The sequence below is a fragment of the Sphingopyxis sp. PAMC25046 genome, assembly GCF_004795895.1.
Classification (GTDB): Bacteria; Pseudomonadota; Alphaproteobacteria; order Sphingomonadales; family Sphingomonadaceae; genus Sphingopyxis.
Map to the genome: position 1 here is coordinate 183,207 of NZ_CP039250.1, position 22,359 is coordinate 205,565.

Annotated in this window: 23 protein-coding genes; 15 read left to right on the plus strand and 8 right to left on the minus strand. The window is 65.6% G+C overall.

Features of this window, described 5'->3' with window-relative positions; translation table 11 throughout:
* Position 1 precedes the first annotated feature (1 nt).
* The 4 genes from egtD (at position 2) to E5675_RS00915 (ending at position 3,076) form a co-directional block, all read left to right on the plus strand.
* Positions 2-988: an L-histidine N(alpha)-methyltransferase gene (gene egtD, locus E5675_RS00900; RefSeq protein WP_136173031.1), complete on the plus strand. Its 987-nt coding sequence runs from the start codon at positions 2-4 to the stop codon at positions 986-988.
* Positions 989-1,056: 68 nt separating this feature from the next.
* The gene (locus E5675_RS00905; protein ID WP_136173032.1) at positions 1,057-1,923 is read left to right on the plus strand and encodes a 3-hydroxyacyl-CoA dehydrogenase NAD-binding domain-containing protein; all 867 of its coding nucleotides are present in this window, start codon (positions 1,057-1,059) and stop codon (positions 1,921-1,923) included.
* The gene (locus tag E5675_RS00910; RefSeq protein WP_136173033.1) at positions 1,920-2,522 is read left to right on the plus strand and encodes a class I SAM-dependent methyltransferase; all 603 of its coding nucleotides are present in this window, start codon (positions 1,920-1,922) and stop codon (positions 2,520-2,522) included. Before E5675_RS00905 ends, E5675_RS00910 begins: the two co-directional genes overlap by 4 nt.
* A gap of 65 nt (positions 2,523-2,587) precedes the next feature.
* Positions 2,588-3,076, plus strand: a complete 489-nt coding sequence (locus E5675_RS00915) for a hypothetical protein (RefSeq protein WP_247594736.1) — start codon at positions 2,588-2,590, stop codon at positions 3,074-3,076.
* Between the two features lie 8 nt (positions 3,077-3,084).
* Here the strand turns inward: E5675_RS00915 and E5675_RS00920 are convergent, their stop codons facing one another.
* The 3 genes from E5675_RS00920 to E5675_RS00930 form a co-directional block, all read right to left on the minus strand.
* Positions 3,085-3,405: an MliC family protein gene (locus E5675_RS00920; protein ID WP_136173035.1), complete on the minus strand. Its 321-nt coding sequence runs from the start codon at positions 3,403-3,405 to the stop codon at positions 3,085-3,087.
* 13 nt (positions 3,406-3,418) lie between these two features.
* Positions 3,419-4,033 carry a beta/gamma crystallin-related protein gene (locus E5675_RS00925; RefSeq protein WP_136173036.1) on the minus strand — a complete coding sequence of 205 codons (615 nt, stop codon included), beginning with the start codon at positions 4,031-4,033 and terminating at the stop codon, positions 3,419-3,421.
* A 122-nt stretch (positions 4,034-4,155) separates the two neighbouring features.
* The gene (locus E5675_RS00930) at positions 4,156-5,493 is read right to left on the minus strand and encodes a NupC/NupG family nucleoside CNT transporter (RefSeq protein ID WP_136173037.1); all 1,338 of its coding nucleotides are present in this window, start codon (positions 5,491-5,493) and stop codon (positions 4,156-4,158) included.
* 125 nt (positions 5,494-5,618) lie between these two features.
* Between E5675_RS00930 and E5675_RS00935 the strand changes: the two genes are divergently transcribed.
* Genes E5675_RS00935 through E5675_RS00960 form a run of 6 tightly spaced genes read left to right on the plus strand, consistent with a single transcriptional unit; the run spans position 5,619 to position 9,749 of the window.
* Complete coding sequence (locus E5675_RS00935) at positions 5,619-6,296, plus strand: queuosine precursor transporter (RefSeq protein ID WP_136173038.1); 678 nt, start codon at positions 5,619-5,621, stop codon at positions 6,294-6,296.
* Positions 6,297-6,301: 5 nt separating this feature from the next.
* Entirely contained in the window at positions 6,302-7,201 is a 900-nt protein-coding gene (gene argB / locus E5675_RS00940) for an acetylglutamate kinase (protein WP_136173039.1), read from the plus strand.
* Between the two features lie 45 nt (positions 7,202-7,246).
* The gene (locus E5675_RS00945) at positions 7,247-7,546 is read left to right on the plus strand and encodes a YggT family protein (protein WP_168707955.1); all 300 of its coding nucleotides are present in this window, start codon (positions 7,247-7,249) and stop codon (positions 7,544-7,546) included.
* Between the two features lie 3 nt (positions 7,547-7,549).
* Positions 7,550-8,458, plus strand: coding sequence for a bifunctional methylenetetrahydrofolate dehydrogenase/methenyltetrahydrofolate cyclohydrolase FolD (gene folD / locus E5675_RS00950; protein WP_136173041.1), 909 nt, complete (start codon positions 7,550-7,552; stop codon positions 8,456-8,458).
* The gene (locus E5675_RS00955; RefSeq protein ID WP_136173042.1) at positions 8,458-9,126 is read left to right on the plus strand and encodes a hypothetical protein; all 669 of its coding nucleotides are present in this window, start codon (positions 8,458-8,460) and stop codon (positions 9,124-9,126) included. Before folD ends, E5675_RS00955 begins: the two co-directional genes overlap by 1 nt.
* Complete coding sequence (locus tag E5675_RS00960; RefSeq protein WP_136173043.1) at positions 9,123-9,749, plus strand: MarC family protein; 627 nt, start codon at positions 9,123-9,125, stop codon at positions 9,747-9,749. The genes E5675_RS00955 and E5675_RS00960 overlap by 4 nt, the downstream gene beginning before the upstream one ends.
* 59 nt (positions 9,750-9,808) lie before the next feature.
* Here the strand turns inward: E5675_RS00960 and E5675_RS00965 are convergent, their stop codons facing one another.
* Positions 9,809-10,498, minus strand: coding sequence for an OmpA family protein (locus E5675_RS00965; protein WP_136173044.1), 690 nt, complete (start codon positions 10,496-10,498; stop codon positions 9,809-9,811).
* Positions 10,499-10,717: 219 nt separating this feature from the next.
* Here E5675_RS00965 and E5675_RS00970 point away from each other — a divergent pair, with 219 nt between their 5' ends.
* Complete coding sequence (locus E5675_RS00970) at positions 10,718-12,040, plus strand: hemolysin family protein (RefSeq protein ID WP_136173045.1); 1,323 nt, start codon at positions 10,718-10,720, stop codon at positions 12,038-12,040.
* Positions 12,041-12,090: 50 nt separating this feature from the next.
* Here E5675_RS00970 and E5675_RS00975 read toward each other — a convergent pair whose 3' ends face one another.
* The 3 genes from E5675_RS00975 to purD form a co-directional block, all read right to left on the minus strand.
* Positions 12,091-12,528 carry a hypothetical protein gene (locus E5675_RS00975; RefSeq protein ID WP_136173046.1) on the minus strand — a complete coding sequence of 146 codons (438 nt, stop codon included), beginning with the start codon at positions 12,526-12,528 and terminating at the stop codon, positions 12,091-12,093.
* A gap of 255 nt (positions 12,529-12,783) precedes the next feature.
* Positions 12,784-13,602, minus strand: a complete 819-nt coding sequence (locus tag E5675_RS21645) for a hypothetical protein (RefSeq protein ID WP_247594737.1) — start codon at positions 13,600-13,602, stop codon at positions 12,784-12,786.
* Between the two features lie 62 nt (positions 13,603-13,664).
* Positions 13,665-14,942: a phosphoribosylamine--glycine ligase gene (gene purD, locus E5675_RS00985; protein ID WP_136173047.1), complete on the minus strand. Its 1,278-nt coding sequence runs from the start codon at positions 14,940-14,942 to the stop codon at positions 13,665-13,667.
* Here purD and xseA point away from each other — a divergent pair.
* From xseA to E5675_RS01005, 4 genes are all read left to right on the plus strand, one after another.
* The gene (gene xseA, locus E5675_RS00990; RefSeq protein WP_136173048.1) at positions 14,941-16,365 is read left to right on the plus strand and encodes an exodeoxyribonuclease VII large subunit; all 1,425 of its coding nucleotides are present in this window, start codon (positions 14,941-14,943) and stop codon (positions 16,363-16,365) included. The genes purD and xseA overlap by 2 nt on opposite strands.
* Positions 16,366-16,451: 86 nt before the next feature.
* Positions 16,452-16,664, plus strand: a complete 213-nt coding sequence (locus E5675_RS00995) for a DUF2093 domain-containing protein (RefSeq protein ID WP_136173049.1) — start codon at positions 16,452-16,454, stop codon at positions 16,662-16,664.
* Positions 16,661-17,590, plus strand: a complete 930-nt coding sequence (locus E5675_RS01000; RefSeq protein ID WP_136173050.1) for a M23 family metallopeptidase — start codon at positions 16,661-16,663, stop codon at positions 17,588-17,590. Before E5675_RS00995 ends, E5675_RS01000 begins: the two co-directional genes overlap by 4 nt.
* A 267-nt stretch (positions 17,591-17,857) precedes the next feature.
* Positions 17,858-20,908 (plus strand): TonB-dependent receptor, encoded by a 3,051-nt coding sequence (locus E5675_RS01005; RefSeq protein ID WP_247594738.1) that lies wholly within the window; start codon positions 17,858-17,860, stop codon positions 20,906-20,908.
* Between the two features lie 407 nt (positions 20,909-21,315).
* Here E5675_RS01005 and E5675_RS01010 read toward each other — a convergent pair whose 3' ends face one another.
* Entirely contained in the window at positions 21,316-22,341 is a 1,026-nt protein-coding gene (locus E5675_RS01010; RefSeq protein ID WP_136173051.1) for a hypothetical protein, read from the minus strand.
* Positions 22,342-22,359 lie beyond the last annotated feature (18 nt).

Genomic DNA, 22,359 nt, shown 5'->3' on the forward strand with positions numbered 1-22,359 from the left:
CATGGGTGTTGTGCGCAATCTTCGTCAGGTTTCGGCCGACGACACCGGCGTCGACATCGCCTTTCGCGCCGACGTCCACGCTGGCCTCGCGCAGCGACAAAAGGCGATTCCCGCGCGCTGGTTCTACGACGCGACCGGCTCGGCCTTGTTCGAGGATATCACCGCGCTCCCCGAATATTATCCGACGCGCAGTGAAACCGACCTGCTGACGCGCCATGCCGCCGACATCGCGGCGGCGACCGGTTCCGGCCGCGCGGTCGTCGAACTCGGCTCGGGTAGCTCGACCAAGACGCCCCTGCTCCTCGACGCCATCGCGCCCGCCGCCTATGTCCCGGTCGATATTTCGGGCGATTTCCTGCGCGACAGCGCGCAGGCGCTCGCCGCGCGCTTCCCGGCGGTGCCAATTTATCCGGTCGAGGCCGATTTCACCCAGCGGGTCGAATTGCCGCGCGAAATCTGCCCGCTCCCGAAACTCGGCTTTTTCCCGGGTTCGACGATCGGAAACATGGTCGCGCGCACGGCAATCGACCTCTTGCGCAACTGGCGCGCCGCGCTCGGCGACGGGTCGCTGATGCTGATCGGCGTCGACCGGATCAAGGACATCGGCATACTCGAAACCGCCTATGACGATCCGGCGGGGGTGACCGCGGCGTTCAACCTCAACCTCCTCGAGCGGATCAATCGCGAACTCGGCGGCGATATAGCGGTCGAGAATTTCAGCCACCGCGCGGTGTGGGACGATGTCCACGCGCGCATCGAAATGCACCTCGTCGCCGAATGCGACATGGATTTCACGATCGACGGCCGCGCCTATCATATGGCGAAGGGCGAAACGATCCACAGCGAGAACAGCCATAAATACGGGCCTCGCGATGCGAACCTGCTGCTCCGCGCCGGCGGCTGGACCCCGATCGCGACGTGGGACGATGCCGACCCCGCTTTCGCGTTGATCCTCGCCGAAGCAACCGAGTTCCGTTCCGCCCCCTAACGCTCGCTCTTGACGCCTCTGCCCGGAGCCGTAGGGCCACAGGCAGATTTTCAGCGAAAGGGCAGCACATGATCGTCGGCGTTATCGGAGCAGGGCAGATGGGTGCGGGGATCGCGCAGGTGTCGGCGGGCGCCGGCCATGACGTGCTTCTTTCCGACATCGACATGGCACGCGCCGAAGCGGGCAAGGCAGGGATCGCCAAGGCGCTCGGCCGACTGGTCGCGAAAGAGAAGATGAGCCAGTCCGACGCCGATGGACTGCTAGGGCGAATCACGCCCGTTGCCGACCACGCCGCCTTCGCCCCCGCCGACCTCGTCATCGAAGCGGCGACCGAGCGCGAGGAAATCAAGCGCGCGATCTTCGCCAGCGTTGGCGAACATCTGTCGGCAACCGCAATCCTCGCGAGCAACACCAGCTCGATCCCGATCACGCGCCTCGCGCAGGCCGCGCCCGACCCGGCGCGCTTCATCGGCGTCCATTTCTTCAACCCGGTGCCGGTGATGGGGCTGATCGAACTGATCCGCGGCCTCGCGACGAGCGACGACACGCTCGCCAAGGTCGAGGCCTATGGCCGCGGGCTCGGCAAGGAGATCGTCCACGCCAACGACGCGCCGGGTTTCATCGTCAATCGCGTGCTGATGCCGCTCATTAACGAAGCGGTCTTTGCCTTGGGCGAGGGCGTCGCGACGATGCAGGATATCGACACAGGTTGTCGTTTGGGCCTCAATCATCCGATGGGGCCGATCACGCTCGCCGACTTCATCGGGCTCGATACCTGCCTCGAAATCATCCGCGTGCTTTACAGCGGCACCGGCGATCCGAAATTCCGCCCGGCGCCCTTGCTCGTCCAATATGTCGACGCCGGCTGGGTCGGGAAAAAGGCCGGGCGCGGCTTTTACGACTGGAGCGGTGCCGAACCCGTCCCGACGCGGTGAGCGGTTCCGACGCCCCGACCCTTGCCTTTTACGCGGCCGAAGCGCCGGTCTATTCGGCGTCGGGCCCGTCGGGTGTATCGCGCCATCTCGATCACTTCCTCGACCGGTTGCCTGCGGGGGCGGAGATTCTCGAACTCGGCTGTGGCGGCGGCCGCGATGCCGCGCATATGATTGCGCGCGGTTTCGCGGTCGACCCAACCGACGGAGTGGTCGAGATCGCGGCCCAGGCCGAAGCGAGGATCGGCAGGCCGGTCCGCGTTATGCGCTTCGGAGAACTCGACGCCGTCGGCCGCTACGATGCCATCTGGGCGTCGGCCAGCCTGCTCCACGTGCCGCGCGGCGATCTTCCCGGCGTGCTGGCGCGTATCCATCGCGCACTGAAACCCGGTGGTCTGCATTTCGCGAGCTACAAGGGCGGCGGGCGCGAGGGGCGCGACCGTTTCGGACGCTATTTCAACTATTTTGCGCGCGAGGAACTCGAATCCGTTTATCGTGACGCCGCGCCTTGGGACTGGCTCGATCTTACCGAAGGTCTCGGCGGCGGCTATGATGGGGTGCAGGGGCCATGGATTCAAATCGCTGTGCGCCGCTCGCTATAGGGGGCGATGGAGCCGAAAGGCATCGGGCGCGTTGGATCTGCAAGACTGTAGGGGATGGAATGATCATGCGTAACAAGGTCTTATTCGCTCTCGCGGCAATCTTGCTGGCCGGCGCGGCACCTGTCCACGCCCAACAGGGCGCGCCCGAAGAGTCGACCATCGAAGGCACGGCCAATTCGGTGACCGAACCCTTCGACGGCAAGGAAGTGCCCCCCAAACTGCTTGAGGTGCAAGGCGATCCCTATTCGCTGGCGGGCCTCGGCAAATGCGCTGCCATCATCCGCGAAGTCAACGAACTCGACGAAGTGCTCGGCCCGGATGTCAACGAACAAGTCGACAAGAGCCGCGCGAAGAAGCGCGAGGAAACCGCCGGGCGCGTCGCCGGCACGGTGGCGGGCGGCATCATCCCCTTTCGCGGGCTGATCGGCGAGGTTACCGGCGCCAATGCCGAACGGCGGCGCTATGCCCTTGCCGTTTACGCCGGGACGGTGCGCCGCGGCTTCCTGAAGGGCGTCGGGCTCGAGCGCGGCTGCAAGGCACCGGCCCGGCCCTGATCCGGCGCTCAGAGCGGCGTGTAGACGGTGCGGCAGCTTTCGGGCGCCGAGCGTAGCGCGGTGTTCCACGTTACCTCGTTGCCATTCCGCTGGAGCCGCGCGCCCTTCTTGTTTTCATAGACCGCACCGCCGGTTGACGGCGTCTGCGTCAGCACCATCGAGCGCCGACCGTTGATGCGCACGATCGCCGTGTTGCCGACATAGTCGACCTTCAGCCTGGTGCCTCGGTTGCAATCATAGCTGGTGCCGGTGTTGCGCGGCGGCACGGACGAGCAGCCCGCAAGGACTAGAACCGCGGCTACGGCCGCGACAACCGTCATGGACTTCATTATCGGTCTTCCCTCAATAACCCGAGCGGACGCACAGCACGTCGGCGAGGTAAACCCGACCGTTCACCGTTTCCATATGCTCGCTTGCCGACCCGTTCCAGCCGATCGAGCGGCACCAATTGTCGGCCGTTTGCGCCGCGCAATTGGCGGTTGCCGAACCGCGGGTACAGGCGAGGACACGGTAGTTGCTTGTCGCCGGCTGTGTGTGGAATTCGGCAAAATTGCCGCGCGCGACCTGATCATTGGCGGGCGGGTTGGGGTTCCATCCGCCGCCGCCCGAACCGGCGGGACGCATCGACTGAACCGTGATGCCGCGCAGGACATTGTTCAGCATCGGCGTGTCGCGATCGACCGTCCGGCAGTTCCCGCGATAGCGCGTCCGTTCGCAAAGCTCCCAGCGGCCGCGAGTGACGCGGATCGAATTGACGGGCCATGCGAGCCCAAGGTTCGGCTTTTCCTCCCCGATGAATACCGCGGGGCCGCGATAGCCGGCGTCGCGATAGATCGTCGCCTCGGGCGAACGGTATCGTTCTGTTTCAACGGTTTGGGCGTTCGAGGTAGCGAGAAAGCCCGCCCCTATCGACGCCGCGGCTGCGGCAAGGATCGACAAACGATAAGCGGATTTCATGACAGCCTCCCTGTTGACGAACATGACCCGGGATTCGTTATGTTCCCATAATTTACGTCATTGCATGACGGCTTGCAAACTCTCCCGATCGCCGATCCGCGCGTGCGTTTCGTGGGAATGAATCAGGGTGCTGTCGTCGATGGCGCCGGCGCGGCGACGGCGGCATCGGGCGTGGCCGCCGGGGTCGCGGCAGGCTCGGGTACCGGGGTGGCCATCGGCGGCGCGATCCCGAGCATCAGCCCCGCAAGTGCAGCCGACATCAGGTTCGAGAGGCTGCCAGCGAGCAGCGCCTTCAGACCGAGCTTGGCGATCATCGGGCGCTGGTTCGGCGCGAGTCCGCCGGTCACCGCCATCTGGATCGCGATCGAGCTGAAATTGGCGAAGCCGCAAAGCGCAAAGGTCGCGATCGCGACCGCCGCCAGCGACATGTCCGCCTGCGCCCTGCCGAGATCGATGAAGGCCACGAATTCGTTGAGCACGACCTTGGAACCGAACAGCCCGCCGACCGTCGCGCTTTCTTCCCACGGCACGCCCATCAGCCACATTACGGGGCGGAAGATCGCGCCGATGACCGCCTGGAAAGACAGATCGGGATAGCCGAACCAGCCGCCGATGCCGGCGAGCAGCCCGTTGGCAAGCGCGACGAGCGCGACGAAGGCGAGCACCATCGCGCCGACCGCGACCGCCAGCTTGACCCCCGTCTGCGCGCCCTGCGCCGCCGCCATGATGATATTGGCGGGCTTTTCCTCGTCGTGGCTTGCCTCGGGCATGATCACGGGTTCGATGCCGAGGTCCTTGGGATCGTCGGGCATCATGATCTTGGCCATCAATATGCCCCCGGGCGCGGACATGAAGCTCGCCGCGAGCAGATAGGGCAGGAGCTGCTCGCCGATCATGCTCGCATAGGCGCCGAGGATCGTGCCCGCGACGCCCGCCATGCCGACTGTCATGACGGTGAAGAGCTGCGAAGGGGTGAGACCCGCCAGATAGGGGCGAATGACGAGCGGCGATTCGGATTGGCCAACAAAGATGTTTGCCGCCGCGCCCAGGCTTTCGACCTTGGTGATGCCGGTGATCTTCTGGATCGCCCCGCCGACCCATTTGATCACCAGTTGCATGATCCCGAGATAATAGAGGATCGAGATGAGTGAGGCGAAGAAGATGATGACGGGCAGCGCGGCGATCGCGAAGCTGTTGGCGCCCATTTCGGGCGAGGCGAGCGGGCCGAAGATGAAATCCGTCCCTGCCTTGGCATAGCCGAGAAGATTCGAGACGGCGTTCGACATGGCCTGGATCACCGCGCGGCCCCACGGCGTCCCGATGACGAGGATCGCGAACCCGGCCTGGAGCAGGAAGGCGGGAATAACGACGCGCAGCCGAATCCACCGCCGGTTCGACGAAAAAAGCACGGCAATCGCAAGCAATGCGACGATGCCGAGCAGACCGATGAGGCGTTCCATGATGTAAATGCGTCCCCCGCAGGTTAATGCGCCTGAATAACGGGCTTTGGCGGCGGGGCAAGAGCCGCGCGTCGAGCCGTGCTTCTCGGACTTTCCAGCCCGCGCAAAACCGACTATCGGGCGGCATGACCGAACCCACCTCGGCGGCGTTGCCGCGCACGCTTTCGCCATCGCTCTTTCTTTTCTCGATCGTCTATGGCGGCATGGTCGTCCTCGCCGGCGTGCTCGGGAACAAGCAGGTTGCGCTGGGAAGCTGGCTGGCGGTCGAGGCGGGTATCTTCGCCTTTCTGCTGCTCGTGGCGCTGTCGAGCGCCGTGTCCGAACTCCATGGACAGTCGGTCGCGAACCGGCTGGTGCTTTGGGGTTTCGTCCCGCTCGTCCTGTCGATCATGCTGACCTCGCTGGTTCTCGCGCTCCCGGCATCGCCCGAAATGCAGCCCCAGCGGCTTGCGGCCTTCGATATGGTTCTTGGTCAAAGCCCGCGTTTGATGGCCGCGGGAATCGTCGCTTACGGCACTTCGCAATTTCTGAACGTCACCATCTTTTCGAAGCTGCGCGGGCGTGAAGGAGCGGGGACCGGTACAACATGGCTTGCTATCCGCGGCGCGATCGCCAGCGCTCTGAGCCAGATCGTCGACACGCTGCTTTTCGTCACGATCGCCTTCTATGGCGTGTTCCCGATTGCGAACCTGATGGGCGGGCAGATGCTCGCCAAGGTTGCGCTGTCGGTGCTCGTCATTCCTTTCGTCATCACCGGGCTGGTCGCTCTCGGCCGCAGCCTCGATACGAAGAACGCCGGATGATATCGATGACCGACCCCTCGCAAATGCCCGACCTCCTCGCCAAAGCCGAAACGCTCGTCGAGGCGCTGCCCTATCTGCAGCGCTATGCCGGCGAGACCTTCGTGATCAAATATGGCGGGCATGCGATGGGCGATCCCGAGGCGCAGCGGGACTTCGCCGAAGATGTCGTGCTTCTGAAGGCCGTCGGGATCAATCCCGTGGTCGTACATGGCGGCGGGCCGCAGATCGGTGCGATGCTGAAGCAGCTCGGGATCGAATCGACCTTCGTCGGCGGACTTCGCGTCACCGATGCCGCGACCGCAGAAGTCGCCGAGATGGTCCTTGCAGGCAAGATCAACAAGGAAATCGTCAGCTGGATCGCGGGGCTCGGCGGTCGCGCGGTCGGCATTTCGGGGAAGGATGCGAACCTCGTGCTGGCCGAAAAAGTCGCACGCACCGAGCCCGATCCCAATTCGGGGATCGAGCGCCACGTCGACCTTGGCTTCGTCGGCGAGCCCGTCGCGGTCGACCCGACGATCCTCGTCAACCTGACCAACGACAATTTCATCCCCGTCGTCGCACCCGTCGCGCTCGGCGCCGATGGCGCGACCTACAATATCAACGCCGACACGATGGCGGGGGCGATCGCGGGCGCGCTGGGGGCGAAGCGCTTCTTCCTGCTCACCGACGTCGCGGGCGTCCTCGATAAGTCGGGGGCGCTGCTCACCGACCTCGACCGCGCTGCGATCGACGCGCTCAAGGGCGACGGTACGATCACCGGAGGCATGATTCCGAAGGTCGAAACCTGCGTCGCGGCGGTCGATGCGGGGGTCGAGGCGGCGGTCATCCTCGACGGGCGCATTCCGCACGCGATGCTGCTCGAAATTTTCACCGCAAGGGGTGCGGGTACGCTCATTCACCGCTAAGACGGACGCCATCGACCTTCCGGCCGGAGACCTTCCTTGTATTTCATGCTTCTCGATATTCTGTCGATCCTGCTCAACATCCTCTGGTGGATCATCATCGTCCAGGCGGTGATGTCGTGGCTGATCGCGTTCAATGTTATCAACACGCACAATGATTTCGTCGGACAGCTCTGGCATGTGCTCGACCGGATCACCGAGCCGCTCTATCGTCCGTTCCGGCGCATTATGCCCGATTTCGGCGGCATCGACCTGACGCCGATGGTCGTGCTGATCTTGCTCATCATCATCCAGGGCCCGGTGATGTCCTATCTGTATCGGCTCGGCGTACAGACCGGGATGGCCTGACACATGACCGTTTCGGTTCCCGCGACCAAAGTGATCGACGGCAAGGTCTTCGCGGCGGGGCTTCGCGCGCGAATCGCCGATGCCGTTCCGGCCTTTGTCGCGGCGACGGGACGCGCGCCCGGGCTTGCCGTGGTCCTGGTGGGCGACGATCCGGCGAGCGCGGTCTACGTCGGGTCGAAAGGCAAGGCGACGGTCGCCGCGGGCATGGAAAGCTTCGAGTACCGCCTGCCGCCGACCGCGACGCAGGAAGACGTCGAGGGGCTGCTCGCCAAGCTCAACGTCGACGATAGGGTCGACGGCATCCTTCTCCAGCTTCCGCTCCCCGGCCACCTCGACGAACAGGCGGCGGTTGCGACGATCGATCCCGACAAGGACGTCGACGGGCTGACCCCGGTCAGCGCCGGGCGTCTCGCGCTCGGCATCCCCGGCATGGTGCCGTGCACGCCCTATGGCTGCCTGCTGCTGTTGCAGGACCGGCTCGGCGACCTGTCGGGCAGGGATGCGATCGTCGTCGGACGTTCGATCCTCGTCGGCAAGCCGATGGGACAATTGCTGCTCGGCGCCAATTGCACCGTGACGATGGCGCACAGCCGGACCAGGGACCTGCCCGATCTCGTCCGCCGCGCCGACATTGTCGTCGCCGCGGTCGGCCGCGCGGAAATGGTCAAGGGCGACTGGATCAAGCCCGGCGCGGTCGTGATCGACGTCGGTATCAACCGCCTGCCCCCCGCGGAAGGCGAAGCCAAGGGGCGGCTCGTCGGCGACGTCGATTATGCCGACGCAGCAAGTGTCGCAGACGCGATCACGCCGGTGCCCGGCGGTGTCGGTCCGATGACCATCGCCTGCCTGCTGCGCAATACGCTCGTCGCCGCGCATCGCCGCGCGGGCCTTGCCGAACCGGAGGGTTTTTGATGCGCCAGCTGATCGTCGCTGCGCTTGCCCTGACGCTCGCGGGCTGTGCGGGATCGCCCGATGATTTCCGCAACCGGCCGCTCGCCGCGAACCCCAGCGCCTTCATCGCCGCCGAGATCGGCTTCGCCCGGCTCGCGCAGGAAAAGGGGCAATGGACCGCCTTCCGCGAAACCGCGCATCCTGACGCCGTGATGTTCGTGCCCGAACGCGTCAATGCGCGCGACTGGCTGAAATCACAGAAGGATCCTGCCGAGGCGGTGAAATGGCAGCCGCATGCCGTTTATGTCAGCTGCGACGGCAATAGCGGCGTCACCACCGGCGCGTGGCAAAAGGGGCCGGCAAATGGTTTCTTCACCACCGTCTGGGCGCGCGATGAAAAGGGCCGGCTGAGCTGGGTTCTCGACCATGGCGACGCGCTGGTGACGCCGCGCGAAGCGCCGGAATTCATCGCGTCGAAAGGGGCGGTCTGCGGTTCGCGGCCCGCAGTTCCGATCGAAGCGGCGGGCGAAGGCGAAGATATGGCCGTCGGCCTCTCGGCGGATCAGACGCTGAGCTGGACCTCGACCGTCCGCGCCGACAAGTCGCGCCGCGTCGCGATCCGCCTGTGGGACGGCAAGGAGATGGCGACCGTCATCGACGACCGGGTCGCGGCGCCGAAGCAGCCATGATCGATCTTTTCATCTCGGCCTTCGTCACGCTCTTTGTCGTGATCGACCCGCCGGGCTGCGCGCCGATCTATGCCAGCCTGACGACGGGCGCGAGCGCGCAGCAGCGCCGTTCGATGGCGATCCGCGCGACGATCATCGCGGGACTGATCCTCGTTTTCTTCGCGATGTTCGGCGAAGCATTGCTGAGCTTCCTCCACATCGATCTCGACAGTTTCCGTATCGCAGGCGGGATCATGCTGTTCATCATCGCGATCGACATGGTGTTCGAGAAGCGCACCGAACGCCGCGAACAACGCGCCGAGAAGGTGATGGCGACCCCTGAGATCGAGGATGTCTCGGTCTTTCCGATGGCGATGCCGATGCTCGCCGGGCCGGGATCGATCGCGTCGGTGATGCTGCTCGTGTCGCAGAACAATGGGCTCGACCGCGCCTTCGTCATTTTTGGCGCGTTACTGCTCGTTCTGTTGCTGACCCTTGGCGCGCTGCTGGCGGCCGGGCCGTTGATGAGGATCATCGGCAACAAGGGCGAAGCAGTAATCACCCGCCTGCTCGGCGTTCTGCTTGCCGCGCTCGCGGCCCAGTTCGTCATCGACGGAGTCAAGGCGAGCTTCAGCCTCGGCTGATGTGAGAAGGGCGCCGCCTTTCGGCGACGCCCTTTCTTTTCCACGGGAATGGAACTTGTTTAGCGCGCCGCGTTGACGTCGTTCTGGGTGACCGGCGCGATGCGGATCTCGACGCGCCGGTTGCACTGATAATCGGCTTCGCCGCGTTCGGGCGAGCATTTCAATTGTGATTCGCCATAGCCGAGCGTCGCCATGCGCGCGCGCTGGATACCGCGACCGGCGAGATAGTCGGCGACCGAAGCGGCGCGGCGTTCGGAAAGACCCTGGTTATAGCTGTCGCTGCCGGTCGAATCGGTGTGGCCGTAAACGTCGATATAGGTGCTCGGATATTCGGCGAGCGTCGAGGCGACATTGTCGAGCGCGCTGCGGAACTGCGACTTCACCATCGCGCTGTTGAGGTCAAAGGTGACGTCGCCGGGCATGTTGAGCACGAGCTGGTCGCCCTGGCGTTCGACGTCGATCCCGGTACCAGCGGTGCGTTCGCGCAGCTTCTTTTCCTGCTGATCCATATAATAGCCGACCCCCGCGCCCGCGACCGCGCCGATGCCCGCGCCGACGATTTCCTCGGTGCGGCTGTTCTTGCCGCCGATCAGGTCGCCGAGCAGATAACCGCCGAGCGCGCCGCCGACGCCGCCGATCGCGGCCTTCGATATCTTCCTCTCCCCGGTCACCGGATCGGTGACGCAGCCGGTCAGCGCGATTGCGCCCATGCTGGTCAAAATGGTGAGCTTGATCGTCCTGCTGTTCATTTTTCGCTCCCTTGTCCGGCGGATGCCTTCGATCTTTTGCATGCCGCGCTTCCCTGCCGATAACATATGGCCGGCAATCTGGTTCCCGAATTCGACTGAACGGCGGCTGAGCGGCGTGTTTCGACCGTGCGCCATTGTGCAAGGTCGCAGCTTTCGCCTATAGGGAAGCATGACCGAAGCTGACAGGGGCTGGGCGCCGATGCGCCGTACGACCGCCCGATGACCCCTTTTCCCTGGTCGGATGTTGCGATCATCCTGATCCTCATCCTTTTCAATGGCGTTTTCGCCATGTCCGAACTCGCGATCGTCTCGTCACGCGACCCGCGCCTTCAGGCGGCCGAAAAGCGCGGCAGCCGTGGCGCGAAGATCGCGCGCCAGCTCGCCTCCGACCCCGGGCGTTTCCTGTCGACGGTGCAGGTCGGCATCACCCTGATCGGCGTGCTGACCGGCGCCTATTCGGGCGCGAGCCTGGGGCAGCCGGTCGCTGACCGGCTCGCGGCATGGTTCGGGCTCGACGCCGAAAATGCCGAAGCGGCGGGTTTCGCCGCGGTCATCGCGCTCACCACCTATTTCTCGCTGATCGCCGGCGAACTGGTGCCCAAGCAGTTCGCGCTGCGCGCGCCCGAACGGATCGCGATCATCGTTGCGCCGATGATGTACTGGTTGTCCCGGATCGCGGCGCCCTTGGTGTGGCTGCTCGACAATAGTTCGGCGCTGGTGTTCCGCCTGCTCGGCCTCAATCGCGAATCGGAAGATCGCGTCACCGCCGAGGAACTCCACCTGATCGTCGCCGAGGCGTCGAAATCGGGGGTGATCGAGGAAAGCGAACGCGCGATCATCTCGGGCGTCGTCCGCCTCGCCGACCGTCCGGTTCGCGAGGTGATGACGCCGCGCAAGGATGTCGACTGGGTCGATATCTCGCTCGATGCGCGCGGCGTGCGCGACAAATTGCTGGAGACCCCGCACAGTCGTCTCCCCGTCGCGCGCGGATCGGTCGACGACATCGTCGGGGTGGTGCAGGCGCGCGATATCGCGGCAGCGCTGTTTCAGGGCGAGATGCTCGACCTCGAACAATTGATGCGCCCCGCCAAAGTCATCCACGACCAGATCGATGCGATGGACGCGCTCGAGGCGCTGCGTGTCGCCGAAGTGCCGATGCTGCTCGTCCACGACGAATATGGTCATTTCGACGGGCTGGTGACGCCCGCCGACCTGCTTTCGGCGATCGCGGGCGAATTCGCGTCGGACCAGGATATCGGCAGCGAGCCCTTCGTCGTCGAGCGCGACGACGGCAGCCTGCTCATCGCCGGATCGATGCCCGCCGACCAGATGGCCGAGCGGCTCGGCATCGAACTCGGCGAAGACCGCGACTATGCGACCGCGGCGGGCCATGTCCTCGCGATCCTGAAGCATCTGCCGACCGAAGGCGAGAAATTCACCGACAGGGGTTGGCGCTTCGAGATCATCGACATGGACGGGCGCAAGATCGACAAATTGCTCGTCACCGAATTGTCGAAGCCCAAGGACGATGAGGGCGAATGACCTCGGGTCGATTTCGGTCTTAAAGCGACAAAAGATACGGACGTTCGCCGTCATTCTGTCTCCTTTGTCGCTTTAAGGACGTGAGGCGGCATCGCCTCGTTGCGCAGCGCGGCGTGAACGACCGTCATGTCCGGGCCGCCGCTGACATCGATGGCGCCGCCCTTCAGGACGCGGACGATCGTGACCCCGTTGAGGGCGCGGTCCATCGCGATGCTGAACTGGTGCGTGCGTCCCATCGAAATCGCGCGATCCCAAGCAGCAGCGAAACTCACCGCTGCGTCCCGTTCGCGCAGGCGGTAAGCGGACGCACGGCCCATGCCGACGGCACGTGCGGCCTTTCCGACCGAGCCCATCGCTGCGAGCGCGCGGATGAAATTGGCTTGCGTTTCGGGCGTCCATCCGTCGGCGCGGTGACGTCGCTGCGGGACGGGCTGGAAGGCGAGGGCTGTGCCGGCGAGCAGCTGGGCGGGCGGGATGCTTTGTTCCATCGACCAGTTTGAAGCATGGCCGGATAATGTAGGAAAGCGTTATTCGAAGGTCTGCTTAGGGGTGGTGAGCTGTCGTTCCTCTCCTCCACTTCCGTCATCCCGGACTTGATCCGGGATCCCGCTTTTTGGGGCGTCGACCGGTCTTCGGCATCAAGCGGGACCCCGGATCAAGTCCGGGGTGACGAACGAGGAAATATCCTCCCCATGCCTGCGGCACAGGGCGGAGCTTATGATAACTCCCGGTCGAAAGCGACTTTATAGCTCCCCGCCGAGCGCGCCATATTTCGCCTCGAATCCGGCCTTGTCGCCGCGCGCAAGATAGCCCGCCTGATCGACGATATTGTCGCGCGCGATGCGGCCCTGGAAGGCGCCGAGCTGTGCGTCCACCCGTGCGATGTCGGCGTCGGTCCAGTCGGCGATCTGCTGGAAGCTGGTGACGCCGAGGCCGTTCAGCAGCACGACGAGCTTGGGGCCTACACCCTTCAGCAATTGCAGATTGTCGGTCTTCGTCGCCGATGGCGCCGGGGCGGGTTTGGAGGTGGGCGGCGGGGGAACGGTCGGTTCTTCGGGAATCGCGGCGGCACCGGCCACTGCCGATTTTGCCGGCGCTTTTTTTGCCGCGGGCTTGGCGGCCGTCTTCGTTGCCGGCTTCAAAGCGGGTTTCGCCGCCGGTTCCTTGGTCGCGGCCTTCTTCGCGGCAGGCTTGGCGGCGGACTTGGGTTTGGCTGCGGCTTTGGGCGCCGGAGGGGTGGTTGCAGCGACCGGTTCGACGACCGGCGCCGGTGCCGGCTCCGGAACGGTCGGCGGGGGCGCTTCGGCCGCCGGAGCCGGCGCAGGCGACGGGGTCGCGGGCGGAGTGGGCTGCGGCGCCCGCTCGACCGGTTTGAAGCGCGCGGGTTCGGCGGCGATAATCTCGGGCTTAGCCGGTTCGAGCGGCTTGGCGGGTTTCGTCGGCTCTACCGTCGGCGGCGCAACGTCCGCTGGCTTGGCGCGTCCGAACAGCCACCACAACAGAACGACGGCGATAACGAGGCCGACGACCGCGATAATCCAGTTTTCCTGAAGCCAGGTCATGATCTTCTCCGCTTGTGACTTTTACCCAGCCTATTCCGCGTTTTCGCGCGCGTCCACCATTGTCACCCGGCTTCGCGCGCGACTTCCCTCCAGCCGATATCGCGGCGGCAGAAACCGCTCGGGAAATCGAGCTTGTCGACCGCGGCATAGGCGCGCGCCTGCGCCTCGGTCACGCTCTTACCCGTCGCGGTGACATTTAGAACGCGGCCACCGGCGGCGACGAGAGTGCGGTCGTCGCGTGCCGTTCCGGCGTGGAAAACGCGCACGCCGCCCGCTTCGGCATCGGCGATGCGGCGGATCGCGCCGCCCTTTTCGGGCGTGCCCGGATAGCCTTTGGCCGCCATCACGACGGTAAGCGCATAGTCGTGCGAAAAGGCCGGGGGTTCGGCGCCGGCAATCGTCCCGGTCGCAGCGGCGTGGAGCAGCGCGGCGAAATCGCCCTTGAAGCGCATCATCAGCACCTGGCACTCGGGATCGCCGAAGCGGCAATTATATTCGATCAGCTTCGGGCCTTCAGCCGTCAGCATCAGGCCCGCGAAGAGGACGCCGACATAGGGCGTGCCCTCGGCGGCGAGCGTCGCCACGGTCGGGCGGATGATCCGGTCCATAACCTGCGCTTCGAGTTCGGGGGTGAGCACTGGCGCGGGGCTGTAGGCGCCCATGCCGCCGGTGTTCGGGCCGACATCGCCGTCGCCGACGCGCTTGTGGTCCTGCGCGCTGCCGAAGGCGATGACGTCCTTGCCGTCCGAGAGCGCGAAGAAGCTCGCCTCCTCGCCGGTCATAAATTCCTCGATCACGACCTCGGCGCCCGCGCTGCCGAAGGCGCCGTCGAACATATCTTCGATCGCCGCCTCAGCGTCTTCGCGGCTTTCGGCGATGATTACGCCCTTGCCCGCGGCGAGTCCGTCGGCCTTGATCACGACGGGGATCGAAAAGCCTTCGAGCACCGCGAGCGCTTCCTCGGCGCTGGTGCAGCGGACATAGGCGGCGGTCGGGATCGATGCGCGCGCGCAGAGATCCTTGGTGAAGCCTTTCGAGCCTTCGAGGCGTGCGGCGGCCGCGGACGGGCCGAAGGCCGGGATGCCGATGTCGCCGAGGCGATCGGCGAGGCCGGCGACGAGCGGCGCTTCGGGGCCGACGACGACGAAATCGATCGCGTGCGCCTTGACGAAGGCGATCAGGCCGTCGATGTCGTCGACCGAAATCGGCACGCATTCGGCGTAGAGCTCGATCCCCGGGTTGCCCGGCGCGGCATAGAGCTTGGCGCAGCTTGGCGATTGTGCCAACTGCCAGCTGAGCGCATGTTCGCGGCCCCCCGATCCGACCAGCAGGATATTCATGTCTGTCCCTTTTCCCGATACGGCGTCCGACGATGGCACCGAAGCGCGGCTGTTAGCCGAGGCGGCGCCCGGCGACAATGCGCCAGCCTTATCGGTCAGCCAATTGTCGGCGGCGATCAAGCGCACGGTCGAGGACGGCTTCGCGCGCGTGCGCGTGCGGGGAGAATTGTCGGGGGCGAAGCGCGCGGCGTCGGGGCATTTTTATGCGGCGCTGAAGGATGACAACGCGCTGATCGACATGGTGATGTGGAAGGGGCAGGCGGGGCGGCTTGCCTTCCGGCCCGAGGACGGGATCGAGGTGATCGCGACCGGCAAGCTCACCACCTATCCGGGGCGGTCGAAATATCAGCTCATCGTCGACACGCTCGAGGTCGCGGGCGAGGGCGCGCTGATGCTGCTCTTCGAGAAATTGAAGGCGCGGCTCGGCGCCGAAGGGCTGTTCGACCGCGAGCGGAAATATGACCGGCTGCCCTATCTGCCGCGCACGATCGGGGTCGTGACCTCGCCGACGGGCGCGGTGATCCGCGACATTCTCCACCGGCTTGCCGACCGCTGCCCGACGCATGTGATCGTCTGGCCGGTGCTGGTGCAGGGCGACGGCGCCGCGGCGCAGGTTGCGAATGCGATCCGTGGCTTCGACGCCATCGCGCCCGGCGGGCCGGTACCGCGCCCCGACCTCGTCATCGTCGCGCGCGGCGGCGGGTCGATCGAGGATCTGTGGGCGTTCAACGAGGAGGTCGTGGTGCGCGCGATCGCCGACTGCCGCATCCCGACGATCAGCGCGGTCGGGCACGAGACCGACGTCACGCTCGCCGACTATGCCGCCGATGTGCGCGCGCCGACGCCGACTGCCGCGGCGGAGATGGCGGTCCCGGTGCGCGCCGAGCTGATGTCGCAGCTCGCGACGTGGAACGGCCGGATCATCGGCGCGGCGAACCGGCATCAGGCGCTGGCGGGCGAACGGCTGACGGCATTGGCACGGCACCTGCCCAAGCGCGAGGCGCTTTATGCGCCGCAGCGCCAGCGGCTCGACGATGCGGGCGAGCGGCTCGACCGCAGCCAGCGGCATCGGCTGACGGTGATTGCAGAGCGGGTCGCGACGCGCGGCGCGGCGCTGCGGCCCGCGTTGCTCGCGCGGCGCTGGGACCGCGACCGCGCGCTGCTCGAAGGACTGGGGCGGCTGTTGACGTCGCTCGATCCGCGCGCACTCCTATCGCGCGGCTATGCGATGGTCCGCGATGGCGGTGGCGCGATCGTCACGTCGGCGGGCAAGGCGAAGGACGCGGGGCATCTGCGGCTGCAGTTCGCCGACGGCGACGTGCCGGTGCAGGTGGTGGGCAGCGATACGCCGCCGCCCGCGCCCAAGCCACAGCGCAAGCCGCCGCTCGCCGAGCGGAAGCGCGGGCAGGGCGAACTGTTCTGAGGCCGCCCAACGGAGCCGGGGGTGGCCGCGCGCGACGATGCTGTTATAGTCGCTCCAATGACTTGCCGACTTATGGATAGAGAATCATGCTGATCGCCAGCCGTAACCGCCTCGCCCGCCTGCAATATGGACCGAACGGCTTTCGCGTCCTCGCGCCCGGCGACCATGTTCTGTGCGCGGTGACCGGGGCGCCGATCGGGCTCGACGAGTTGCGCTATTGGTCGGTCGCGCGGCAGGAACCCTATGCCAGCGCCGCGCTGTCGGTTCAGGCCGCGCTGGATACCGCGCGCAAGGCATGAGGTCGAAGGCGGCGGATCGATTTCGACGCGGAGCGGCGCTGGCGCTCGTCGCCGTGCTTGCCGGCTGCGTGCCGCCGGTCGATGCGGGAACGCAGCCCGCGCCGCGGTTGCCGGTTCAGCCCGATCCCGCGCCGCCACCCGCTCCGCCGCGTCCGCCGGCGCGCGCCGACTTTGCGCTGCAGGGCATCCCCGAACAGGGCGCGGTGATGGTCGGACGGGCACCCGATGGCACGCGCGCGCTGGCTTTCGACGGCAAGGCGATTCCGGTCGCGGCCGACGGGCGCTTCCTGATCGCCTTCGATCGCGACGCGAGCGCCGAGGCGCGGCTGGTCGCGACGCTTGCCGACGGGCGCGAGGTCGTGCGGCCGATCGCGGTCGCGCCGGGCCGCTGGCGACTGGAGCATATCAACGCGCCTTATCGCGGCAGCGCGCGGAACGACGCGGATTTCGAGCGCCGCCGCCCCGCCGAACTCGCCCAGATCGCCGCGGCGCGGAGCAAGCAGGTCGAATCCGACGGCTGGCGGCAGGCGTTCCGCTGGCCGGTGACGGGGCGGCTGTCGGGTTTCTTCGGCTCGCAGCGCGTCTATCAGGGCAAGCCCGGCAGCTATCACAGTGGCACCGACGTCGCGGTGCCCGCGGGAACGCCCTTCGCCGCGCCCGCCGACGGGGTGGTCGTGCTGGCGGCGGCCGCACCCTTCACGCTCGAGGGCAATTTGCTCATCGTCGACCACGGCATGGGATTGTCGAGCGCCTTTCTCCATTGCCAGCGCCTCGACGTGAAGCTCGGCGATCGCGTCGTGCAGGGCCAGCGGCTCGGCACCGTAGGTCAAACCGGACGCGCGACGGGGCCGCATATGCACTGGGGACTCAAGTGGCGCGACGCGCGCCTCGATCCGGCCAAGCTCGCGGGCCCGATCGGCGACTGAACGCTCGCCTCGTCGCGGGATTTCGTAACCGTTGAAACAAAATGTCGCGAATGACGCGATGCAGCATATTGTATTTCGCGGCCCTCCGAGTTTGTTGCAAATACGTCACAATGCGCCGCGAAACGGCCCTTTGCGCCGGGAATTTGCTTTACTCGACATGAACGAAGTTTCATCCCGCACGCTATCGGGGCATCTGCGCGCGTCGGCTTTCCGTCGCCGCGCTGGGGGTCCGGGTAATTCAATCCACCAGTAGCAAGGGACTGCACTGTGAAGAAAACCCACTATTCCAAGCTGAAGCTGGGTGCTGCGCCGCTCGTGATGAGCGTCGCCCTGGTTTCGGCTCCTGCCTATGCGCAGGACGCAGCCGTTGAGGGCGCGGCACCGGGCGAGGAAATCGTCGTCACCGGTACGCTGATCCGCAACCCCAACCTCGAACAGTCGACGCCGGTCAACGTCACGACCGCCGACACGATCGAGCTGAAGCAGTCGAACGTCGCCGAAGAAGTTCTGCGCGAACTGCCCGGCGTGGTCGCCAACATCGGTTCGGCGGTCAACAACGGTAACGGAGGCGCTTCGTACGTCGACCTTCGCGGTCTCGGCTCGATCCGCAACATCGTCCTGCTGAACGGCAACCGCGTCGCTCCGTCGGACGTCAACGGCCGCGTCGACCTCAACAACATCCCGCTTGCGCTGATCGAGCGCGTCGACGCGCTGACCGGCGCGGCGGTGACCACCTATGGTGCCGACGCCATCACCGGCGTCGTCAACTTCATCACCAAGCGCGATTTCGCCGGTCTTGAAGTCACCGCTTCGGAACAGCTGACCGAACAGGGCGACGGCAACATCTTCCGCGTCGACGCCACGATCGGCGCCAACTTCGACGATGGCCGCGGCAACGCGGTGCTGAGCGTCGGTTACCAGCAGGCCGACGCCGTCTATCAGGGCGCGCGTCCTTTCTCGGAAAATACGCTCGACAGCTACTCGAACCAGTTCGTCGGTTCGGGCACCTCGGTTCCGTCGCGCTTCTCGGGCACCCGCCCGCTCGGCCCCGACGGTCTGCCGGTCACCGATCCGACGGTTGCCAACAACGGCGTGTTCCAGGTCGACCCGGCGACGGGTACGGCGGTTCCGACCTTCGCGACCTATAACTTCAACCCGTTCAACATTTTCCAGACGCCGTTCGAACGCTTCAACATCTATGGCCAGGCCAATTACGAAGTGTCGGATGCGGTGGAAGTCTACACCCGCGGCATGTTCTCGAAGCAGACCGTGTCGACGATCATCGCCCCGTCGGGTTCGTTCGGCGGCTCGGTGACGATCAACCTGAACAACCCGTTCCTGCCCACCAATCTGCGCAACCAGTTCTGCGGCTTCAACACGACGCAGGCCGACGGCACCTATACGCCGCGCTTCACGCAGGCCGAGTGCGACCTGGCGGCGACCGCGACGGGATCTGATGATCCGAACTATCGTGAAGTCACCGCCACGCTGAACCGTCGTACCCCCGAAGTGGGTCCGCGTATCAGCGACTATCAGACGACCTTCTTCGACTATCGCGTCGGCGCTCGCGGCGGCATCACCGACTCGATCGACTGGAGCGTCGAGGGTGCTTACGGCGAATCGGAAAATATCCAGACGATTCAGGGCTACACCCTGCAGTCGCGCTGGCGCGAAGCCTCGCTGTCGGATGACGGCGTGACCTGTCAGAGCGGCAACGCCGCTTGTGTTCCCGTCGACCTGTTCGGTCCCGAAGGCTCGATCACGCCCGAAATGGCTGATTATCTTCAGGAAAACAGCACCTCGGTCAACCGCACCTCGCTGGCGCAGGTCCGCGGTATCATCTCGGGCGACCTCGGCTTCGCTTCGCCGATGGCGGTGCAGCCGATCGGCTTCGCGATCGGCGGCGAATACCGCAAATATACCGCGCAGCAGCAGTCGGATCTGCTTGCCAAGACGGCGGGCGAACTCGGCGGCGCCGGCGGTGCGGCTCCCGACATCGACGGTGCGTATGACGTCTATGAGGCTTATGCCGAAGTCGTCGCGCCGCTGATCGAAGACAAGCCCTTCTTCGAAAGCCTGACGCTCGAAGCCGGTATCCGTTATTCGGATTACAGCATCCGCGGTGCCGGCGGCTACGACACCTGGACCTGGAAGGCCGGCGGTAGCTGGGAACCGGGCGCGGGCGTCAAGTTCCGCGGCAACTACAGCCGCGCGGTTCGCGCGCCGAACATCGGCGAACTGTTCACGCCGACTTCGACGGTGCTTACCAACCTCGGTATCGATCCCTGCGCGGGCTCGGCTCCGACCACCAACGCCGACCTTCGCGCGATCTGTATCGCACAGGGCGCTCCGGCCGGGACGATCGGTGTCATCACCAACCCGACCGCGGCACAGGCGAACATCACCGCCGGTGGTAACCTGAACCTGCAGCCCGAAAAGGCCGATACCTGGACGCTCGGCGTGGTGTTCCAGCCCGACTTCCTGCCGCGTTTCAACCTGTCGCTTGATTATTACAACATCAAGATCAACGACGTGTTGGGCACGCCGCTTCCGGGTGACATCATCGCGGCTTGCTTCGACAACATCTCGGCGGCGAGCGCGAGCGACCCGGCCTGTACGTCGATCCGCCGCAACCCGATCACCGGCGGTCTCGACGGCGATCCGTCGACCACCCCGGGCCTGTTCGGTCTGACCAACAACCTCGGCCGCCTGTACACGGATGGTTTCGACCTTCTGATGAACTACAACACCGATGTTGGTTTCGCGAACCTCGCCTGGTCGTTCGTCGGCAACTGGACCCGTCATTCGAAGTTCAACGCCAACGTTGCCAGCCCGGATTCGCTCAACCGCGAATGCGTCGGCTACTACAGCGTGAACTGCTCGTTCACGGGTTCGATCCAGCCGGAATTCCAGTTCTCGAACCGCTTCACGCTGGGCTTCGACACCGTCGACGTCTCGCTGCTGTGGCGCTGGATCGACGGCGTTCAGTTCGAACCCCAGCAGCTGCAGGACGACATCGATGCGGCGCTCGGCGCTCCGGGCGACTGCCCGGATCCGACCGGTACGGACGCCGGTGGTTGCGTGGTCGACCCGCAGTTCCGCAAGGTCAAGGCGCAGAACTATTTCGACCTGACGGCGCGTTTCAACGTCAGCGAGAATCTGGTGTTCACCGCCACCGTGCAGAACCTGCTCGACAACAAGCCGCCGATCCTCGGCAACACGATCGGTTCGACCACCTACAACAGCGGCAACACCTTCCCGTCGACTTACGACGCGCTGGGCCGCCGTTACGCGGTGTCGGCGAAGCTGAAGTTCTAGTCGCTTCACGCTTCGACCAAGAATTGGGGGCGGACAGCAATGTCCGCCCCTTTTTCTATGGGGATGGCGACATTGGCTTAAACGACGGCTTTGGGGTGTTGAGCTGTCGTTGCTCTCCTCCACTTTCGTCATCCCGGGCTTGACCCGGGATCCCGCTTTTTGGGGCGTCGACCGGTCTTCGGCATCAAGCGGGACCCCGGATCAAGTCCGGGGTGACGAACGAGGAAATATCCTCCCTGTGGCGAAGCCATGGGGAGGTGGCAGCGCGAAGCGCTGACGGAGGGGCTCATGGCGCAACGTCGCGGCCCCTCCACCACCGCCTGCGGCGGCGGTCCCCCTCCCCATCGCTTCGCGACAGGGAGGATTTGATGGCAACTATCGGGCGAAACCGTTCTTTCCGAAGGGTCTCAGCGCCCCGGCAACGGCCCCGGCAGGATCAGCGGAATATTCGCCTGCTCCGCAACGGCCTCCGCCCAGCCGACCACTTGCGAAATCTCGTCGCCATAGGCCGCTTCGGCCTCGGCAAGGTCGCGCTGCCGTTCGCCCTCCGCGAATGCGGCGCCCGACTTGCTGTTGCGCGCCAGCGCCGGATGATCGGCGATCGCGGCAAGATCGCCCGCGAGGTGCAGATGGTCCATCGCCGCCGCGACCGCCGCGGCGGGATTGCGCGTCAACGTCTCGCTGTCGAGCGATGCGATCCGCTCGGGTGCCCAGTCGAGCAGCGCGGCGAAGGCCTGTTGCTGCGCGAGCCAGCCGACCGCCGCGACCTGCAGGTCCGACTGACGGAAATAATCGCGCGGCTCGAAACCGAGCCCGACGAAGCCGTCGGCGAGATAGGATTCGAGCAATTCACGGCACCACAGGCGGCACCACATGCCCTTGCGTGCGACCGACAGCAAGAAAGCACGGAGCGGTGCGTAAAGCAGGATCGCGCGCGCCTGCGGCCGCAGCATCAGTGCCCCCCGCGCGAGCGGATTGAAGATGTTCGACGGTTTGACGATCACCGCCTCGCCCGGCGCGAAGCCGCGCCCGAGCATCGTGAGCGCGCCGTCCATCACCCGGCCATGCTCGCGCGGCGCCGCGCCGCGACGGCGCCAGCCGACCATGTCGTTGAGCAGTACCGGTTCGGACAGGCTGGCTGCGACGCCCGGCTGATCGAGCGCGTGGGTCAGCATTGTCGAGGCGCAATAGGCCGAATGAAAGATGAAATGGAGCGGGGCCGATGCCGCCCCCATCGCGGCGAGGCAGTCGCTCCGGCGCAATATCGCCGGCGCCGTTTCTTCACCCAGATGCGCGTCCGTGAGGAACGGGACCGCGGTGCGCTTCTGGCGCGCGACCTGGCGAAAATGGAAGGCGTCGTGCCCCGGATCGTATCGATGCGCGAGCCATTCGGCGTCGTCGATAATGGCAGGCACAGAGGGCGCGGCGGTCATCAATCGACCTTGCCGATT

Bases quoted from the DNA above. Each gene is read 5' to 3' on its own strand.
- egtD (WP_136173031.1), top strand. From the start codon at position 2: ATGGGTGTTGTGCGCAATCTTCGTCAGGTTTCGGCCGACGACACCGGC.
- E5675_RS00905 (WP_136173032.1), top strand. From the start codon at position 1,057: ATGATCGTCGGCGTTATCGGAGCAGGGCAGATGGGTGCGGGGATCGCG.
- E5675_RS00915 (WP_247594736.1), top strand. From the start codon at position 2,588: ATGCGTAACAAGGTCTTATTCGCTCTCGCGGCAATCTTGCTGGCCGGC.
- E5675_RS00920 (WP_136173035.1), bottom strand. From the start codon at position 3,405: ATGAAGTCCATGACGGTTGTCGCGGCCGTAGCCGCGGTTCTAGTCCTT.
- E5675_RS00925 (WP_136173036.1), bottom strand. From the start codon at position 4,033: ATGAAATCCGCTTATCGTTTGTCGATCCTTGCCGCAGCCGCGGCGTCG.
- E5675_RS00930 (WP_136173037.1), bottom strand. From the start codon at position 5,493: ATGGAACGCCTCATCGGTCTGCTCGGCATCGTCGCATTGCTTGCGATT.
- E5675_RS00935 (WP_136173038.1), top strand. From the start codon at position 5,619: ATGACCGAACCCACCTCGGCGGCGTTGCCGCGCACGCTTTCGCCATCG.
- argB (WP_136173039.1), top strand. From the start codon at position 6,302: ATGACCGACCCCTCGCAAATGCCCGACCTCCTCGCCAAAGCCGAAACG.
- E5675_RS00945 (WP_168707955.1), top strand. From the start codon at position 7,247: ATGCTTCTCGATATTCTGTCGATCCTGCTCAACATCCTCTGGTGGATC.
- folD (WP_136173041.1), top strand. From the start codon at position 7,550: ATGACCGTTTCGGTTCCCGCGACCAAAGTGATCGACGGCAAGGTCTTC.
- E5675_RS00955 (WP_136173042.1), top strand. From the start codon at position 8,458: ATGCGCCAGCTGATCGTCGCTGCGCTTGCCCTGACGCTCGCGGGCTGT.
- E5675_RS00960 (WP_136173043.1), top strand. From the start codon at position 9,123: ATGATCGATCTTTTCATCTCGGCCTTCGTCACGCTCTTTGTCGTGATC.
- E5675_RS00965 (WP_136173044.1), bottom strand. From the start codon at position 10,498: ATGAACAGCAGGACGATCAAGCTCACCATTTTGACCAGCATGGGCGCA.
- E5675_RS00970 (WP_136173045.1), top strand. From the start codon at position 10,718: ATGACCCCTTTTCCCTGGTCGGATGTTGCGATCATCCTGATCCTCATC.
- E5675_RS00975 (WP_136173046.1), bottom strand. From the start codon at position 12,528: ATGGAACAAAGCATCCCGCCCGCCCAGCTGCTCGCCGGCACAGCCCTC.
- E5675_RS21645 (WP_247594737.1), bottom strand. From the start codon at position 13,602: ATGACCTGGCTTCAGGAAAACTGGATTATCGCGGTCGTCGGCCTCGTT.
- xseA (WP_136173048.1), top strand. From the start codon at position 14,941: ATGTCTGTCCCTTTTCCCGATACGGCGTCCGACGATGGCACCGAAGCG.
- purD (WP_136173047.1), bottom strand. From the start codon at position 14,942: ATGAATATCCTGCTGGTCGGATCGGGGGGCCGCGAACATGCGCTCAGC.
- E5675_RS00995 (WP_136173049.1), top strand. From the start codon at position 16,452: ATGCTGATCGCCAGCCGTAACCGCCTCGCCCGCCTGCAATATGGACCG.
- E5675_RS01000 (WP_136173050.1), top strand. From the start codon at position 16,661: ATGAGGTCGAAGGCGGCGGATCGATTTCGACGCGGAGCGGCGCTGGCG.
- E5675_RS01010 (WP_136173051.1), bottom strand. From the start codon at position 22,341: ATGACCGCCGCGCCCTCTGTGCCTGCCATTATCGACGACGCCGAATGG.